This window comes from Pirellulales bacterium (assembly GCA_036499395.1).
Classification (GTDB): Bacteria; Planctomycetota; Planctomycetia; order Pirellulales; family JACPPG01; genus JACPPG01.
This window is the reverse complement of the sequence record DASYDW010000129.1, coordinates 165,708-183,375: the sequence shown is the minus strand read 5'-3', so window position 1 is coordinate 183,375 and position 17,668 is coordinate 165,708. Positions and strand designations below refer to the sequence as shown.

Sequence of the window (17,668 nt, the reverse complement as noted above, 5' to 3'; positions counted from 1 at the left end):
GAGCCCGTTAATCGGCCGCGGCGTCCGGTTCGAGATCGCGCAGCTTGTTGGCAAGCATCATCAGCCCTCGGTTCAATCGCCGCTGTACGGTTTTCGTCGAGATATTCAGTACGCCGGCCGCCTCGGTATGGGGCATGCCTTGGATGCGCACCAGATCGAACACTTCGCGTTCCTCTTCGGGCAATGCATCGATCGCGGCCAACATTCGGGCAGCATTCTGCGTTAGCTGCGATCCACTACTTTCGGGGGCTGGGACCAACTCTTGCCCTGATCCAATCGCGGCCCCCTGACTATCTAAGCGGCGGGCCAGGTCATTCAGTTCCCAACGCATATGCTGGTTGGCCAGGGCAAAGAACTGGCGAACGGTCGTGGGGCGAACCTCTTGCATCGCTTTTAGCAGCCGATCGACGACGGCGCTGAGCATTTCCTCGGTCTGCAAGTTGAGCGGGGGGCGCGTCAGGCGCGGATAACTGCGCACTAGCAGGCTCTGACAGAGCAGGTGCAGGCGGCGGACCGCACCATCGATCAATTCACGAATAATCGGCTCGGCCGGCGCGCCACCGTCTAACTGGGCTAACTCGCCCAGGTAGCGCTGCAGGGCAATTGTCGTATCACCTTGACCCATGTCACGCGAATTCGCAGCAAAGAGGGGTCTGTCCCGCAATCTCGCTCAGCAGAGTAGCAACTTGTGCCACGATGCGGTTGGGCGATTCTATGCGGTACGCACCGCAGGTCGGCCATGGGCCAAACATCGATCTATAAATCTTATATCTTCGACGGCAGGGGAGCAGAGCCCCGGAGTCTGCGGCACCGGTCGCAGAGCAACGTCGCGGCCGTGTAAACCCGTACATGGGTTGGGCTTGGCAGCGATCGACGAATCCCGCGGACGGGCGAGAAGCTGCCGTCGCCCAAAAGCTGTCCACCCCTTACGCTCAGTAGGACAGAAGCCTGAGTCGTTAAGGGGAGAGTTCATGATGTCCGCCGTGTTGTTTGTTGTCAGTTTTGCCGCTTTTGCCTTGCTCGATCGCGTTTTGTCGCATGCTGGTGCCTTGGCAGCAGCGCTGTTGATTCTGGCGGTCGCGCGGCTGGCCGGCGGCAACTGACGAGTCGTCGCGGAATCTCGGTCGCCACCAAATATTGTATGATGGATTGTCGCGCGAGCATTGCCCATTACGTCGATTGTTCTGCAGGATATGACCACAGTCGAAAGGGGTTACACAGATGGGAACTCATCAACCACCGGTCAAGGATCAGACACCCGCGGCCCTTGCCACGCCGACGGATCTTGAACGTCAGGGTGTCGAAGAGATTGCCGCAGAATTGAAGATGGTTCTGGCGGACGTTTTTGCCCTGTACGTGAAAACGAAGAATTTCCACTGGCACATGAGCGGGCCGCATTTTCGCGATTATCACCTGCTGCTCGACGAACAGTCGGACCAGATCTTCGCCATGACGGACGATATTGCCGAGCGAGCCCGCAAGATCGGCGGCACGTCGTTGCGATCGATCGCGGATATCGCGCGTCATCAGCGTCTGCAAGACAATGATGAAGAGTTCGTATCGCCGCGAAGCATGCTGACCGAGTTGTGCGACGACAACAAGCGGTTGACGAAGTCGCTGCGCGAGGCGCACGAGGTCTGCGATCGGCATAACGATGTGGCGACGACCAGCTTGATCGAGAATTGGATCGACGAGACCGAACGCCGCACGTGGTTCCTGTTCGAGGCCTCGCGCGATAAGTAAGGACCGTCCGGCGCCTTCAGGCGATGATGTCGTGTACGACTTCGCCGCGGACGTCGGTCAGACGGAAGTCGCGCCCCTGGAAGCGATACGTGAGCCGCGTGTGGTCGAGCCCCAGCAGGTGCAGCATCGTGGCCTGCAGATCGTGGGGATGGACCGGCTTTTCGACCGGCGCCCAGCCGAGTTCGTCGGTCGCGCCGTAGGTAATGCCCCGTTTCAAGCCGCCGCCGGCCATGAAGATCGTGTTCGAAAACGGGTGATGGTCCCGGCCCAGTAGCTTGCCATCTTTGGTTCGCCCCTCGCGAAACGGGGTCCGCCCGAACTCGCCCGACCACACGACCAGCGTCTCGTCGAGCATGCCGCGCTGTTTCAGATCACGGATCAGCGCAGCGACGGGCTTGTCCATCGATTTGCAGCGATTGACGAGCCCGGCCTCGATTTCTTCGTTGGGATTTGTGCCGTGGAAATCCCAACCCCAGTCGAACAGTTGCACGAAGCGGACGCCGCGCTCGACCAGCCGGCGCGCCAAGAGGCAGTTGTTGGCGAAACTTGCGCCGCCGGGCTCGGCCCCGTAGTCGGCAATCACATGGGCTGGCTCTTGCGCGATGTCCATCGTTTCGGGCACGACCGTTTGCATGCGATACGCCATTTCGTATTGCGCGATGCGGGTGGCCGTCTCGGGCTGGCCCAGTTTCTGCGCTTCGATCGTGTTAAGCTCATGTAGCGCGTCGAGGCTGAGCCGGCGCAGCGACCGGTCCATCCCTTCGGGATCCGAGAGATATAAGACAGGATCGCCACCGCTGCGACATTGCACGCCTTGATAGACCGACGGCAGGAACCCGCTGCCCCAGGCGACCTTGCCGGCGCTAGGCAACGAGCGGCCTGAAACGAAAACGAGATATCCCGGCAGGTCGCGGCTTTCCGAGCCGAGTCCGTACGTAACCCACGAGCCGATCGAAGCGCGCCCCTGAGCGCGCGGGAAACCAGTGTACAGCAACAACTCAGCGGGACCGTGGTTGAATTGCTCGGTCCACATCGACTTGATGATCGTCAAGTCGTCGGCCAGCCCGGCAAGATTCGGCAACGCCTGCGACATCCAGGCCCCGCACTGCCCGTGCTGGGCGAATGGCTGGCGAGTGCCGAGCAGCTTCGGTGTTCCCGTCGTGAAAGCGAATTGCTTTCCCTGGGTGAGTGATTCGGGGCAATCCTGGCCGTCGCGCTTGACAAGCTCAGGTTTGTAATCGAACAGGTCGAGATGCGGCGGCCCGCCCGACATCGAAAGATAAATCACGTTCTTGGCCCGCGCCGCGAAATGTCCGGGCTTAGGAAGAAAAGGATCGACGTCGGACGCAGGGCCTGATTGCGTCGGCGCGGAGCGCGTTTCTGCCGCACTGTGTTCTTGTTCCAACAGCGCGAGTGCGACTCCTCCCAGCGCCATCGCCGAGTCGCGCAGAAAATGGCGGCGCGTTTGGCCCAACAATCTGTCAAACATTTGCGGATGTTGTGTCATGTCAGGGCTTTGTCAGTGTCTCGTCCAGATTTAGTACTACGTTGGCCACCACGGTCCAGGCTGCCGCATCGGCCGCGCTGATTCCCTCGGGCAACGGACCGAGTGGCTTCGTCGCCAGCGCGTCGGCTTTGGCCGGATCGCGCTCGAGCGTTGTGCGGGCCTGCACTTGCAGGTCCGCCAGGCGCTGCGCTTCGGCGGGCGATGGCGATCGACCGACGGTTTGTCGGAATAGCCACGCGGCACGATCGGTTTCGCTAGTTGCGTTCGCCCTGATCGCGCGCCGCGCCAATGCCTGGGCGCACTCGACGAATACCGGATCATTGAGCGTCACCAGGGCTTGCAGCGGCGTGTTCGTGCGCATGCGGCGCACTGCGCACACGTTTCGTTCCGGAGCGTCGAATGCCACGATCGACGGATAGGGCAAGTTGCGACGCCACCGGGTGTAGATGGCGCGCCGATGACTGTCCTCGCCGTCGCTGGTTTTCCAATCGGTCGAGCCGCCGAAGGCCGCGGCCAGTCCCAGCGAAGGCTGCGGCGGCTGCACCGGCGGACCGTACATCGTCGTGCTCAACAAGCCCGAGACGAAGAGCGCCTGATCGCGCAACATCTCGGCCGAGAGGCGCAGATGCGGGCCGCGAGCGAGCAGACGATTGTGCGGGTCGCGTTCGACGAGCGACGCGTTCACCGCGGCCGACTGCTGATACGTGGCCGACGTGACGATCAGCCTCAGCAGGTGCTTGGTGTTCCAGCCGCTTTCGCGATACTCGACGGCCAGCCAATCCAACAGCTCGGGATGCGAAGGAGGCTCTCCCTGCGTACCAAATTCTTCGGCCGTTTCGACGATGCCGGTGCCGAACAGTTCTTGCCACAGGCGATTCACGGCCACACGCGCCGTGAGCGGATTCTCGGCATCGACCAGCCAGCGTGCAAGCCCCAGCCGATCGAGCTTTGCGTCGCTGGGTGCGGGATGCAGCGCCGCGGGGACGCCCGGGGTCACGGCTTCGCCAGGGCTTTGGTATTCGCCGCGCAGATAAACGAAGCTGGGGCGCGGTGTGCCATCGCGCATGATCGGCACGGTCGAGCTGATCTTCTCCAAGTTGTCCTTCAGGGATTCGAGCCGGTCGTTGACGGCTTTCCAGTCGCTCGACAAGCGGCGATGGTAAGACTGCAGCTTCTCCTGTTGCTTCTTGTCGCGATTGTCCTGCGCTACGGCCAGGATTTCGACGATCTCTTTGGGAAGCGCGCCTGGCACAGCAGCGGGGGTCGATCCCGCTTCGCCTGATCCTCCCTCTTTGGCTGCTGATTCGGACGAAGGTTTTGCCGCGAACGTCTGCTCCCAGTCGGGCTGGGTCGCGTCGCGCAGCTTCGTGGCGTCGTCCCATTGCCGCTGGGCGACGACGAGTTCCGTCTTTACTTGCGCGAAATCAAGATCGCGTCCGACGCGCGGCGTGTCGAGTACAGGATTATCGGTGTTGAAGTCGTCCGTGTTGTTGAAGATCGAAAAGATCTGATAGTAGTCGCGCTGGCTGAACGGGTCGTACTTGTGATGATGGCATTGGGCGCACACCATCGTGGTCCCCATCCACACGGCGAAGGTCGTATTCACGCGATCGACAACGGCGGCGTGGCGAAACTCTTCGAGATTGACGCCCCCCTCGGTATTCAGTTGCGTGTTGCGCTGGAAACCGGTTGCTGCGATCTGCATCGTGGTCGCATCGGGCAACAGGTCGCCGGCCAGTTGTTCGATCGTGAACCGGTCGTACGGCATGTTGTTGTTCAGCGCCTGGATCACCCAATCGCGCCAGCGCCAGATCGTGCGCGGTCCGTCCGGGGCGTAACCTTGCGAGTCGGCATAGCGGGCCAGGTCGAGCCACACCGCGGCCCAACGCTCGCCGTAATCCGGTTTCGTCAGCAGACGGTCGACCAACTCGGTATAGGCCTCGGGGCGAGCGTCGCTGGCGAAGGCTTGAACTTCTGCGGGAGTCGGCGGCAGCCCGAGCAGGTCGAGCGAAAGGCGCCGGATGAGGATTTCGCGATCGGCCGGCGGTGAAGGAGTGAGCCCCTCTGCTTCTAAACGCGTGAGTACGAATTGATCGATCGCGCCGCGCGGCCAGGTCGCGTCGCGCAGCGCGGGGAGTGTTGGCCGCGCCGGTTTCACGTAGGCCCAATGCTTCGCGTAGTTCGCGCCGGCGCCGATCCAATCGCGCAGCGTTTTAATTTCAGCGGCTGACAGCTTTTTGCCGGTCTCGGCGGGGGGCATCGCCGTGTCGGCATCGCTCGCCGTGATGCGAGCGATCAACTCGCTCTCGTCGGGCTGGCCGGGGACGATCGCGCGGTGACCACTTGCCAGAGGAGCCACGGCCGCAGCGGCCTCGTCGAGGCGCAGCCCTGCTTGACGGGCGGCGTCATCAGCGCCGTGACATTGAAAGCAATGACTGGCCAGGATCGGCCGCACATTGCGTAAATAGTCCGGAGCCCGACCGTCGTCCGCACCGAAAGCGCCGCCGATTCCATTTAGTGCGACGAGCAGCCCTAGGCCGTGGACTATGACCGGCATCGCTCGTCGCAGGAAGTACACGGGGCGAGGCTCCGCAAGGCGGGAAGAAACGGCAAGGGCGAGACCCTGTCAGGATAACTTGCCTTGGGATGGTGGAACAAGCATTTGTCCGTCCAAACCCGGAGAAAACGCAGCACAGGAAGGTGAGTGTCGGCGGACACTCAACCGGTTGACCGCGGAACGAGCTTTCGTATAGCGGCCGGCAGCGCTGATTCAAATCGCAGCGGATTGCCGCTCTGGGGATGCACCATCTCGAGGCTCGTCGCGTGCAAAGCAAGCCGTTCGCCGCTTCGGTCCTTTGCATTGTAGCGCGTATCTCCGACGACCGGACAGCCAATCTCGGCCAGATGAACGCGGATCTGATGCTTGCGTCCGGTTTCCAAGCGCAACTCCAGCAGCGAAACATCGCCCCACGTTCGCAGCAGCCGGTAATGAGTCTTCGCCAGGCGCGAGCCCTGCGTCTGATGGTCGTTGCTGAATACTTGCAGAGCTGTGGTCTCCGTCAAATAGGTGGCGATTAATCCCTGCGTCGGGTCGGGCACGCCGATGATTACTGCCTGATACCGTTTCTCGATGGCCCCCCAGTCATCTTGCAAGCGCTCTCGAATCGATTCATTTTTGGCGAATAGTACTAATCCCGAGGTCTCTTGATCAAGTCGATGCACGACGAATGCCCGTCCTGGCGCTGTCGAGGAATGGCCTCGCAGGTAATGAGTGAGCCGGCGGAAGAGCGTATCGGTCTTTTCGCTGGCTGTCGCGACGGTCAACATTCCGGCGGGCTTTTCGAGCACGATCAGCCAATCATCTTCGTAGACGACTTGAATGCGAGCGCGCCTGAGATCCCCGGCAGCAACGGCGGTGCGTAGATCGCTGACAACCACCTCGTCAGCGGCCGATAAAAGGTGGTCGAACTGCGTCACTGGCAGCCCATTGACGGTCACGGCCCCCGCCTTGAGCAAATTCTTGATGTCCTTGCGCTTCAACTCCATTTTGTCGATGAGACAGGCCAGCAACGGTTCAGTGCCGCAGACCTTAATTCGATTGAGGATCGTCATGAATCACTTAGCGCGAGGGAGCGGTCGCATATTCCGCGGCAACAATCACGTGGACACTCCTGGCGTCCTCGCGGACCGTCAGCCGAACAGGTTCAAAATCGGCTGGCCCGTGCTGAGGGCGCGCGTCGAACCATCCTGGCCGACACGCAAATCGAGCGACAAATCTAGTGAATGATAGATCGTGGCGGCCAGATCCTGGGGCCGCACCGGTCTGTCCTTCACGAATGCTCCGAGCTTGTCGGATTCGCCATAGACCGTTCCGCCACGAATCCCGCCGCCAGCAAGAATAGCAGAGTAGCAAGAGGGCCAGTGTTGGCGACCGGGATTGGGACCTTGCGCGTTGATGCGCGGTGTGCGGCCAAATTCTCCGACGCATACCACCAGGGTACGCTCCAGCAAGCAGCGCTCTTCGAGATCTACGAGCAATGCGGAGAGTGCTTCGTCGAGCCGCGGCAGGCACCAGCCCATGCCATAGGAACCGGTGCCAAATGCATTTCCCATTCCCATTTCGCCGCCGTGCATATCCCAACTGGAACTGGGCGGTCCTCCGCCGGTCTCGCCGGCGGCCGGGCCTGTCCATCCATTGACCGTGACGAACCCCACACCCGCTTCGACAAGCCGGCGGGCCAAGAGCAAATTCTGACCGAGGGGATTCATGCCGTACCGCTCGCGCACGGTCGTCGGCTCTCGTTCCAACTCGAACGGCTCTCGCCCGCTCGATCCGCTCGCCAAGTCGAAAGCCCGGCCTTGCAGCTCTCGCCAATCTTGCACAGCTTTGCCGCCATCGTTCGCATGCGCCGCCGGATTCAGGTTACCCAGGAGCAGGCGTCGGTCCACCATTCGCTCGGGCGGCACCGCGGGAAGCAACTCGGCGGGCGCCTTGAAGCCAGGCATCGCCGGATGATTATTTGCCGAGCCGACGAACAACGGGCTGAATCGCGCGCCGAGATGGCCCCCCGTGCCAATATTCGGAGCGCAGAAGACCGGATCTCCGACGCATTTAATCAGCCAGACATACGAAGCGATGCGGTTCTGAGTGGGCCGAATCTTGGCGAGAATCGAACCCATATAGGGCGAGTCGGCCGGCGCCTCGGACTGGCCACTCAGGCAGTGATGCATGGCGTCGAAATGGTTGCTGATGTTGCCGACGTGCGTCATCGAGCGGATCAGGCTGAAATGTTTGGTCAGGCCCGCCAGACGCGTATGCAGCTCCGAGATTTGCATGCCGGGAACTGTCGTGGCGATGGGCTGATAGGGGCCACGAATTTCCGCCGGCGCCGCGGGCTTCAAGTCCCAGGTATCAAGATGGCTCGGTCCGCCGCATAGCAGGATAAAGATGCATGACTTCCCGGCGGCTCCGGCGCCCAAACCGCTTTGGGCATCGACGGCGGCTGTCACCGTTCCCGGCATGCCCACGGTCAGAGCCCCCAGTCCGGTGGCCTGCAGGAATTGTCGGCGAGAGATGGACGCGGTGCGTCCTGACGGGCGGCTGGGCGAATGACTCAAGGCGGTTCACTCCCGTCGCGTGCGATGGTTGCCGTGAGGCTCCCGTGTCATCCGTGGTCAAATGCCCAACTAGCAGCTTCGACCTTATCACATCATGCGAACAGGGAACGAATCGGCTGGCCGTCCGCGATGCGCCAGGGCCGACCGGTGAGGTCATGAATCTCAGACGTTGGATCGATGCCAAAACGCCAAAAGATCGTGGCGGCCAGATCGGCGGGCGTCACCGGGTCGCGGGCCGGAAAGGCCCCGGTTTTATCGCTCGCGCCGAAAACCGCACCGCCGTGAACGCCACCGCCGGCCAACGATACGGTATAGCAGTCGGGCCAGTGGTCGCGGCCACCGTTGTTGTTGATCTTTGGCGTGCGGCCGAACTCACCCATCGCGACGACCAAAGTCGTGTCGAGCAGGCCGCGCTGATCCAAATCCTCGATCAGCGCCGACAGCGACTGATCCGCCAGCGGCAGCAGGTGCGACTTATGCTGCTCGAAGTTCTGATGATGTGCGTCCCAGTTCTGCCCTTGCTGCCGGAAATCGAACACGTTGACGAACGGCACACCCGATTCGACCAATCGCCGCGCCAACAGAAGATTCTGACCGCGCATCTGGCGCGCGAACCCCATCTCGGCGCCATTGCCGCCGCCACCGCCCGAGCCGACCGCCGCAGGGGGCGGACCGTAGCCATAGCGATCGCGCGTCGACGACGATTCCTGTGAAAGATCGAGGGCCTGTCGTAACGATTCCGATCCCAGCAGTTGATAAGCCTTCTCGCTGGTCGATTGCCAGCGCGCCACCGGAGACGAGGGGCCGGCCGCCTGGGTCGCCGCTTGCAGAGCGGCCAGCAAGTGGCGGCGATCGTCCAGCGATTTCGCCGATTCGCCGGCGGGCAATGCCAGCGCTCCGGCGTTATAGACGCGTTTGTCCGGATCGACGGTGATTTGTAGCGGATCAAAACTCGACCCGAGAAATCCGCCTCCCTGGCAGGGGACGTCGATGACATTATGAAACACGTACGGCAAAGCCGCATGTGGTACGTCAAGGTTTTGGGCACGTCGCAGATAAGTCAACGCCGCGCCGTAGCTGGGAAACACTTGCTTGATCGGGGCAAACTCCTCGCGATCGCCGGTCGGAGCCTGCCGACCGGTCAGCGCTTCGGTAGATGCCGAATCGTGCAACCGGTTCTGATGGTGCATGCTGCGCACCAGCGCCACCTTGTGCATCATGCGGGCCATCCGCGGCAGATGCTCGCTGACGAAGAGTCCCGGCACGGAAGTCGAGATCGGCTGGAATTCGCCGCGCACCTCGGCCGGCGCGTCCGGCTTCAGATCGTAGGTGTCGAGGTGACTCGGACCGCCGTAATAAAAGACGATGATGCACGCTTTGAGCGGAGGGAGCCCTGTGGTTTCGATCGACTGCGCATGAGCGCGCGCGTGCAACAGACTGGTCAGACTCAAGCCGAGTCCACCGACCCCGAGCCGCAGCAACGAGCGGCGCGAGATCTGTTCGTCGAGGGACATGGGCGGGTGTCCTGGCGGGATCGTGGCGGGGTGCAGACTCTTGCCCGGAGCTATCCGGCTGTGCGGCGTTGTCCGGCGGACCTATTCTCGCGCCTGGCAAGGCTCGCGGGAAGAGCTCATTAGCCGGGGTTGGGCAATTTTTTCACGTCTGATAGCGAGCTATCTGTCTGAATGTGCAAATGTTACGACAATAAAATAGTCGTTCTGGATAATGGCACGGAACGCTGCTTGAGCGGATGTCGGACGAACATCGAGGTGTCCTGCTGGCCGGGTATCATGTCGGGATGGATAAATCGGATCGCGTTGTCGTTGAATTCACTCGCCAAGAAGCTCTCGTCCTTTGGGAGTTTCTAAGACGCTGCGATGACGAAGGAATCGTGTTCCCCTTCGCTGACCCAGCCGAAGAACGCATGATCTGGGAGCTTGAGATAAGGATTCAGCCACAATTGAACGCCACGATTCTCGATAATGCCAACTACGGAGACGATTTAGCGCGGGCGCGAGACGCTGTTCGAAACGCGTTCCCGGATTAGGCCACGATTCGCAATTTCAAACTGTGTACAACATGGGATTGACGCCTCAGCTGAGCTTCGGTGGCGAGTCGCCGAGTTTGTCGTATTGGTACTCGCTTTCGACCGCTCCTAGTTTTCGGTCCTCTTTGCTGAGCGTCATTGCGTAGAGCCGGGCCCGTGTCATGTAGAACTTGAGGCGGATTTCTTTCCCGAGCAGCTTGCTCAGGTCGGCGTTGTCGTTCCACCGGACGGGATGATTGAGAGCGTCCCCCTGAATGTCACGCGTCTGGGATTGCGTGAAGCCCGGGATCGGCTGCCAATCGCGCGTCAACACTTCGGCGCGGATCGCCCCCTTTTGCCAGGTACCGGCGTTGAGGAACAACTTGGGGTGTTGCACGAGGAATGGCTTCGTCACGACCCGACACGGCCCGCCGTCTTTGTCACTCGTCTCGAGAGAAGCGAACCGATCTCGCTTCAACGTGGCGAGCGCCGCGCCCGCTTGCAGCGTACCAGGCTCTGAACGTGCGGCGTCCACGCTGTGCGGAAAGTTCGCAGCCACGTAATAAATGTAGACCGTATCATTGACGACAATCGGCATGGGCTGAGAGCAGGCCATCGCCATGTAGTCGTAATATCCCAGCGGACCTGAGGGGATGAACGGCTCGCCTCGGCAAACCCGCGTGAAGTTGATCCCATCCCGGCTCGTGGCGAGCTGAATATCGACCGATGGTGGATCCCGCAGAAAAAACACGCTCATGTAGCCGACGTAAGTCTGACCAAACTTATGGCAGCCGAATTGGTAGAGCTCGGTATCGGCCGCATCGTCGGCATCCATGCTGAGGATGAAGCGGTGGTTCTTCCATTCGCGCAGATCGTCGCTCTCGGCATAACTATAGGAGCGATAGTAGCGATCGACCGCCTGCCGCTCGCGATCGCTGTCGTCGGCGATCATACGTTCACTGAATTCCGGGATAATGCGGCGATAGATGGCCCATGTGCGCTTTGCGTCGTCGTAGATCATGTGCATGAGACAATCGTCCCCCTTCCCGGAAACGTCGTTGGGCGTTTGCCAGAAAGGGGCTGCGGCGCATGACCAGCGGATGCCGTCGGGCGATGTGACCAAGTGCGCTCCGCGGCGATGGTCTTGAACAATCGCCAGGGCGACGAATTTTTCCTGGGCGTTCCTCGGGTGGGGATTTTTGTTCACCGCCCAAAAGAAGGCCTTCTTCCCCTGCGGTGTCGCAGGTTGGCTGGGCACGACGAAGGACTTTTGTTCCGATGAGCCTGCCGAAGGTGTCGCTGCGACCATGTCGCTGGTGAAAATGATGTTGTGGTCGCGACGCCCCTCGATCTCGATCAGACCGAGATCAGGTCGATCCCAGTGGATGCCATCGGTCGAGGTGAAATAGAGCATGTAGGCAGCATTGCCGTCGAGATACTTCGATTTCCAGTCGCTGCCCGTCCGTGCCCACATCTTGAAGAGCTTGTCCTCCGGGTCGTACATCGTCGTATAGGGCTGCAGATTGTTGCCTTCGCACCAGCGCTCGGGACGGACGACAGGATTCAACAGGTGCTTCTTCGGCCGGTGAAGCCTGCGCGACACGCCGGGGGTCACTTCCAGCATTTGGTTGTCGAGAAACAGTTCCGTCACGAAAGGGGATGTTTTTGCGTCCTTTTGTCCGGCGGTCGCTGCTGCCTCGTCACCGCGCGATGTCTCGCCCAGGACGACTAATCCAGCGCCTGCCAGACCTGCCGCCTTCAAGAAGCTTCGACGGTGCGTTTGCATTTGTTGCCTTTCGTCGCTGCGATAAGTGACCGTTACTTAATGACCGTTATGCGGTTCTTGACCAATGCCTGACTAGGAATTGATCGACGACATGAGTAGACTCACCCTCTAGTATTGTGATGCCGCTCGAGCCGGGGCAGGCAGTGCCTTCGGTAAATGGGCCTTCTGTACGCGGGCCGTCGGCGAGTGGCTTATTATCTTGCGCCATCACGGGGCGCGACAACATCGGAAGGATCTAGACATGGGTAAAGGCAACAATAGCCAGAAGAACGACAAGAAGAACAAGAAGCCGAAGGCAGATGCGAAGAAGCCGACTAGCAAGGGCTCAAACGCCAAGTAACGGCATCCGCGCTTGTTTCAGGGTGCGGAGATGCTCGACCAGAGCCACGGCGTTGGCAAGTCGCTTGCCTGCGCGCCCAATGGCCCAGGGCGGGGCGACCGTTAATCGCTCATGGGCGATGAGATCGTCCAAGGTGCTGTAGCGGCGCTGCGGATTAAAATCGATCGCCTTCAAAACGTGGCAGTCCGCTTCCTGGCCGGCTAGCTGCGCCAAGAGTCGCGCGGTGCCATGGTTGAACAGCGCGATGACATCCGTCGGGCGCTGAAACGCCTGCCATAGGGCCCGGGCGCGATCGAGCGGTATTGCGCCCGAAAAGTGATCATCGGTCAACTCCAAGTGGCCGAGGACCTCGTCCGCTAGCTTACCGGGAGGTCGGATGAGGCAGGCAAAACGTTCGCCGGTCCCGAGCCGCTGCGCGACCCAAGAGATCGGCACCTGCGCTGACGGATCGAAACTGTTGCCGGCGCGCACCGATTCCCCGTAAGTCACGACGACGTCAGCCAGATTACCGAGCAACGCGTCCGGAATGTTGCGGCCGTGCCGGGTGCGCGCGGCATTACGGCGTTGGCCGTTGTCACGCTTCGGTTGCGCCAATTGCCGCTCGACCATCGCGTAAAAGGCGTCGAGCAATTGATCCAGCCCGTGGGTCGCCGGTTCCAAGACGCGCAAGGCGGCAACCGTTGCCTCGACGGTCGACAACAGCGCGGCACTGGGCTCGCGACGAATCCGATACCGGCTCGGCTCGCGCGGAGCAAGCCGATAGCGAGGCACTTTGTGCAGAGCCGGGATGTCGCGAACCAACGTCTTGGCGTGGTGCCAGGTACCGTCGATGACGATAAGCTGCCGCGGGCGTTGTTCGGCCGGCACGTTCGTCAATAACTCAGCGTCTGGGCCTGGGTAGAGCAATCCGGCTTGCGGGCCGATAACGAGCCGGGCCGCGATGCCCGAGATATGATCGGCCACCAGGTTGGCATTGCGCAGCGCACGATGCACCATCCGCGCCGTGTTGAACGGGTGAAAGCGTTCGCGGCGGTGCTGCAGGATCAGAATCTCGGTCTGATTGTCGACCGCAGGAATTGACGCGCAATAACAATCTCGCCGCGGCCGAAAGCATCCAAGGCAACGGCCCTCACGTTCCTCGGTCAGCGAACTCGGCGTGTTCTGCAACTCGTCCATCCACGAAGAATACCAGAATCGCCGAGGTCTGCGGTCCGTGTTCCTGACAGCTCTACCGACTACTATGTTGGAGGCAGGACAATCATTTTTCAGGGGGCGCGACATTCAATGACTGGTAAACCCGCCATGTGCGCAGTGCATCGTCTCGTTTATTTGATGCTGCTGACGTTCGTGGCATTGATGCCGGTCATGACGTCGGGCGCGGAAATCGAAGAAGAAGATCCCGCCTATTACCATACCGGCGAGTTAGCGGGCTCACTCCGCTCGACCGAGCCGCTGGCGCTGTTCGATCCCGATCCGCAACACCTGTGGAATCGACTTTTCGCGGCCGTCACGATTCGTCCCAGCTTGCTCCCTTCGCGCCGCGAGGGGCCGGCCGTGGCGCGGATCGAAGGAGGGGATCGCATCGAGTTTTTCGGCTGGGCGGGGACGACGTATTGGGACGAGCCAGCCAACGTCACCCAGCTCGCAGGATTACTTGATCAGTTCCTGGACCAGAAAGGCGAGGAGCTATCGGCCGATCCGCTCAAACGAGTGTTGCTGCAACACGACCTGTGGACGTTGTTCGATTTTCTCACAGTGCGTCATGTCGGGCGCCGGGGAGACATCGAGACTCGCCACGCTCGCGACGAACTGTGCGGTAAGTTGGCCCGCGTGATTCAGGCGCTCGCGATGCCGGCAGACACACTCGCCAAGCTGCCCGACAATTATGCGCTAGCCGTTGAGTCGGGACGATTTGCCGCGACGCATGATTTTGATCCGCAACGCGATTATCTGCCACCGCGGATACTGTCCGACGCCAATGAGTGGCAAGAACTCGACTTCTATCAGACGCGGCGTTCCGAAGATGTCGAGCGGCGCTACGTGTTCTTGCACATGCGGGCATTCCAAGGGCGTTCATACTTTCGTGTTTTTTGCCGCTTCCCCGAGGGGCGGCCGCAGTTGGAGGAGTACCTGCGGGAGCTCGACGCCAAGGGAATCGACTGGCGAGCATCGGCACAGCACGGCAGCATCTCGCTGACGTCTGATGCCCCAGCATTGCCAGCGGGAACCGAGGTAGCGCTCATGCAATTCCTGATTGCGCTCGATACAAATCTGCAATTGGTCCCGACGCCACTGGTCGAATCGGTTCGGTTGCTGATTTTCAAGAACAGCAAAGGGCAATCCGATCCCGGCACGAACCTGGGCAATGGCGTGAACGCCGTGAAGTACACCCTGAAGCGGCGACTCGCGCTCGCCGAGGGAGGGATGCAACACGGCGGTTTGCACCGCGAGCCGGACGATTTGCCGGTCTATCGCGTGCTGTTCGAGAACGAGACGGCCCGAGACTGGGGATCGCGCGGCCGGCTTTTCAAACTAGCGGCCGATTGTCGTTCGTGCCATTCCGGAGCGCCGCAGACGGGCCTGCAATCGATTGGTTCGATGGTCAACACGGCAAGCATCGACACTGGCGCCGCGATGGGCGTCTCGCATCCACTGCCGGCCGGCGCGCCCAGCCCGCATCCGGCGCGCACAATCAAATGGAAGAGCGCTGATGAAACCTATCGGCGCCTCTTGGAATCTCTTGGACAATAAGCCGTGGATGGCTGGCGACGGTCGTTGCGACAGCAAAGGCTGCGATCAGGTTAATGAACGCGGCGGCGGGCAGCGACTCCTAGCACGACCAGCACAGTCCCCGCCATTACGAGGCTCGCCGGCTCGGGCACGGCCGCCGCGTTGGCGCTGGTGGTTGCCAACCAATTCGAGGAGATAAGGGCAAGATCCTGCGCGTTGACGATGCCGTCATGATTCGCGTCGCCGGGCGGATCGTTGGCGCCCGTGCCTGTGTGCAGCCAATTGCTGGACACGAGAGCGAGGTCCTGGGCGTTTACGATGCCGTCGAAATTCACATCTCCTGGTAACGCGGGCGCCGTTGGCCCAGTCACGACAATCATAGATGTCGCCTCGACAAATCCTTTCGACGGATCGGACACCGGGCTGGCAAACGTTCCCAGGAACGCGCCACCGAAGCTGTACTCAGAGATGTTGCCCGCGCCGTTGGAGAACCCGAGTATCCCGACAAGCAGACTGTTGCCGTCGGGCGAGAGTATCACGCCTTGGGGGAAAGCCAGGCCGGCTGCCGACGAAAAGCTCGAGTCGACCTGGCCCGTGTTGATGTTGAATTTCTCGAACGTGCTGGAAAACAAACCCGTGACGTACAAATCGTTGCCGTTGACCAGCAGGCCCGCCAACCCCTGCAGGGAAGGGTTCGGGGAAATCAGGTCCGTGAAGGAACTCACCGAAGGATCGGAAATCGCGACACTTCCACCGTCGAAGCCCCCCGCGATAAGCTGGCCGCTGGATGTGAAAGCCAACCCGCTGAAGTCCGCGCTGCTGCCGCCCGTGATATTCGGTCCGGCAGAAGTACCGTTCAGGTTGAGCTGACTCACACCGTCTCCGCCGAGATTGGCAACGTATAGCTTCGTGCCATCCGGGCTGAAAACCATCGAACTCGGAAATTCGAGCCCTTGCGCGGCCGTGGCAAACACCGATGGGTTCGTCGCGGTTCCCGCAGCATAGTTGTAGTCGTACTCCACGACCTCGTTGTTCTGGGAACTGGCCACGAAGAGCTTGGTATGGTCGGGCGACAATACGATGCCGTCGGGCTGATTCAGATTCTGGTTGTCGCTGATCAGCGTTCCCAAAAACTGGCCCGTGCTGCTGTAACGATCGACCGTATTCGAAAGCCGGTCCACGATCAGGATCTCCGACGCCCCGCTCTTTAGCGCAGATGGGCCGAGGCAAACAGCCGCGAGCAGCGCCAGGAGAAGCCCACGTGCAGCAGGGTGTCTCGACATCGAGTGGATTTCTCTCGGGTGGGAAGCTCGAGGATAGCGAACGTGGGCTGATGGCAAGAGTCGCAGGGGGTCAATCAGCATTATCGCGACTGACTCGGTAGGACATTTGGATGATCGTGCGAAGCAGCGCCTTTGGCAAGCGTCTGATCCGACGATGGTCGAAATCCTCGTTACGCGGTGCCGGCAGTACTCCCATTAGCGGGGGATCGCTGAGCATTCCGCCGGTACTCGTGGCCAAATTTTCGCCACGCTCGCGTCGCGCTTGCTATCCACGCTCAACCGCGAAGTGCCGCCTCGATCTTGGCGATGTCGATCTTTGTCATCGTCATCATGGCGTTGAAGGCACGCTTGGCGGCCGCGCGATCGGAGCTTGTGTACGCCTCGGTCAAAACGACCGGCGTGATCTGCCAGGACAGGCCCCATTTGTCTTTGCACCAGCCGCACGCACTTTCTTGCCCACCATTGCCGACGATGGCGTTCCAGTAGCGGTCCGTTTCGGCCTGATCGACGGTGGCAACCTGAAACGAGAACGCTTCGTTGTGCTGGAATGCAGGTCCGCCGTTAAGTCCGATGCAGGGGATACCCAATACGGTGAACTCGACCGTGATGACATCCCCTGCTTTGCCGGAAGGGTAGTCGTCCGGTGCGCGATGTACCGCGTCGACCGAAGAATCGGGAAAGGTCTTGGCATAAAACTGCGCCGCCTCTTCCGCGCCGCCGTTGTACCACAGGCAGATCGTGTTCTTCGCTCGCTCCGCCATCTTGTTTCTCCCTGGTGTGGGGCTGCCCCCGACGTCCACCGACAGCGGTAGTTTGCCATTCTCGCGTTGCCGTCGCGCAATGTGCATTACTTATACCATTCCGCGAAAAGCTGCACGCCCAACCAGGATCAGAGACCACTGGACGGTGCCGCCTGCGATCCACGACGGCAAGCGCGCCGCTCATTTTGCTCAGCACCGCAGGTGCATCAGCGAGATGGATGGGCAAGTTTTTGAGGCTCTCGATTGACCGGCGGGTCCGCGTTCACCGAGAACTCGCGCCGGACTCTTGAGCCATGGTAGAGCTGTCTCTCTTCAGAACCTCGCATTCACAAGCTGTTGACGAAATGTGTTCCTGGAACTCTGGTTGTGAGACA

14 protein-coding genes are annotated in these 17,668 nt (G+C 60.9%); 4 read left to right on the top strand and 10 right to left on the bottom strand.

Annotation, left to right across the window (positions count from 1 at the left end):
- Positions 1-7 precede the first annotated feature (7 nt).
- Positions 8-625 carry a sigma-70 family RNA polymerase sigma factor gene (locus VGN12_26205; protein ID HEY4312972.1) on the bottom strand — a complete coding sequence of 206 codons (618 nt, stop codon included), beginning with the start codon at positions 623-625 and terminating at the stop codon, positions 8-10.
- Between the two features lie 346 nt (positions 626-971).
- On the opposite strand from VGN12_26205, the gene VGN12_26200 reads away from it, so the two are divergent.
- Both VGN12_26200 and VGN12_26195 read left to right on the top strand, forming a co-directional pair.
- Complete coding sequence (locus VGN12_26200) at positions 972-1,103, top strand: hypothetical protein (protein HEY4312971.1); 132 nt, start codon at positions 972-974, stop codon at positions 1,101-1,103.
- Between the two features lie 118 nt (positions 1,104-1,221).
- Entirely contained in the window at positions 1,222-1,743 is a 522-nt protein-coding gene (locus VGN12_26195) for a DNA starvation/stationary phase protection protein (protein ID HEY4312970.1), read from the top strand.
- Between the two features lie 16 nt (positions 1,744-1,759).
- On the opposite strand, the gene VGN12_26190 is transcribed toward VGN12_26195, so the two are convergent.
- The 5 genes from VGN12_26190 to VGN12_26170 all read right to left on the bottom strand — a co-directional run bounded on the left by VGN12_26190 (position 1,760) and on the right by VGN12_26170 (position 9,882).
- The gene (locus tag VGN12_26190; GenBank protein ID HEY4312969.1) at positions 1,760-3,232 is read right to left on the bottom strand and encodes a DUF1501 domain-containing protein; all 1,473 of its coding nucleotides are present in this window, start codon (positions 3,230-3,232) and stop codon (positions 1,760-1,762) included.
- Positions 3,233-3,251: 19 nt separating this feature from the next.
- On the bottom strand, positions 3,252-5,828 hold the full coding sequence (locus VGN12_26185; GenBank protein HEY4312968.1) for a PSD1 and planctomycete cytochrome C domain-containing protein: 2,577 nt from the start codon (positions 5,826-5,828) through the stop codon (positions 3,252-3,254).
- Between the two features lie 140 nt (positions 5,829-5,968).
- On the bottom strand, positions 5,969-6,862 hold the full coding sequence (locus VGN12_26180; GenBank protein HEY4312967.1) for an RluA family pseudouridine synthase: 894 nt from the start codon (positions 6,860-6,862) through the stop codon (positions 5,969-5,971).
- A 78-nt stretch (positions 6,863-6,940) separates the two neighbouring features.
- Complete coding sequence (locus VGN12_26175) at positions 6,941-8,368, bottom strand: DUF1501 domain-containing protein (protein HEY4312966.1); 1,428 nt, start codon at positions 8,366-8,368, stop codon at positions 6,941-6,943.
- A 92-nt stretch (positions 8,369-8,460) separates the two neighbouring features.
- Positions 8,461-9,882, bottom strand: a complete 1,422-nt coding sequence (locus tag VGN12_26170; GenBank protein ID HEY4312965.1) for a DUF1501 domain-containing protein — start codon at positions 9,880-9,882, stop codon at positions 8,461-8,463.
- A 236-nt stretch (positions 9,883-10,118) separates the two neighbouring features.
- On the opposite strand from VGN12_26170, the gene VGN12_26165 reads away from it, so the two are divergent.
- A complete protein-coding gene (locus tag VGN12_26165; GenBank protein HEY4312964.1) occupies positions 10,119-10,415 on the top strand; it encodes a hypothetical protein in 297 nt (98 codons plus the stop codon).
- A gap of 46 nt (positions 10,416-10,461) precedes the next feature.
- Here the strand turns inward: VGN12_26165 and VGN12_26160 are convergent, their stop codons facing one another.
- Both VGN12_26160 and VGN12_26155 read right to left on the bottom strand, forming a co-directional pair.
- The gene (locus tag VGN12_26160) at positions 10,462-12,180 is read right to left on the bottom strand and encodes a hypothetical protein (protein ID HEY4312963.1); all 1,719 of its coding nucleotides are present in this window, start codon (positions 12,178-12,180) and stop codon (positions 10,462-10,464) included.
- A gap of 325 nt (positions 12,181-12,505) precedes the next feature.
- Complete coding sequence (locus tag VGN12_26155) at positions 12,506-13,696, bottom strand: tRNA-uridine aminocarboxypropyltransferase (protein ID HEY4312962.1); 1,191 nt, start codon at positions 13,694-13,696, stop codon at positions 12,506-12,508.
- Between the two features lie 108 nt (positions 13,697-13,804).
- Between VGN12_26155 and VGN12_26150 the strand changes: the two genes are divergently transcribed.
- Positions 13,805-15,271: a hypothetical protein gene (locus tag VGN12_26150; GenBank protein HEY4312961.1), complete on the top strand. Its 1,467-nt coding sequence runs from the start codon at positions 13,805-13,807 to the stop codon at positions 15,269-15,271.
- A 50-nt stretch (positions 15,272-15,321) separates the two neighbouring features.
- Here the strand turns inward: VGN12_26150 and VGN12_26145 are convergent, their stop codons facing one another.
- Both VGN12_26145 and VGN12_26140 read right to left on the bottom strand, forming a co-directional pair.
- On the bottom strand, positions 15,322-16,431 hold the full coding sequence (locus VGN12_26145) for a dockerin type I domain-containing protein (protein ID HEY4312960.1): 1,110 nt from the start codon (positions 16,429-16,431) through the stop codon (positions 15,322-15,324).
- 377 nt (positions 16,432-16,808) lie between these two features.
- Positions 16,809-17,294: a VOC family protein gene (locus VGN12_26140; GenBank protein HEY4312959.1), complete on the bottom strand. Its 486-nt coding sequence runs from the start codon at positions 17,292-17,294 to the stop codon at positions 16,809-16,811.
- Between the last annotated feature and the right edge of the window lie 374 nt (positions 17,295-17,668).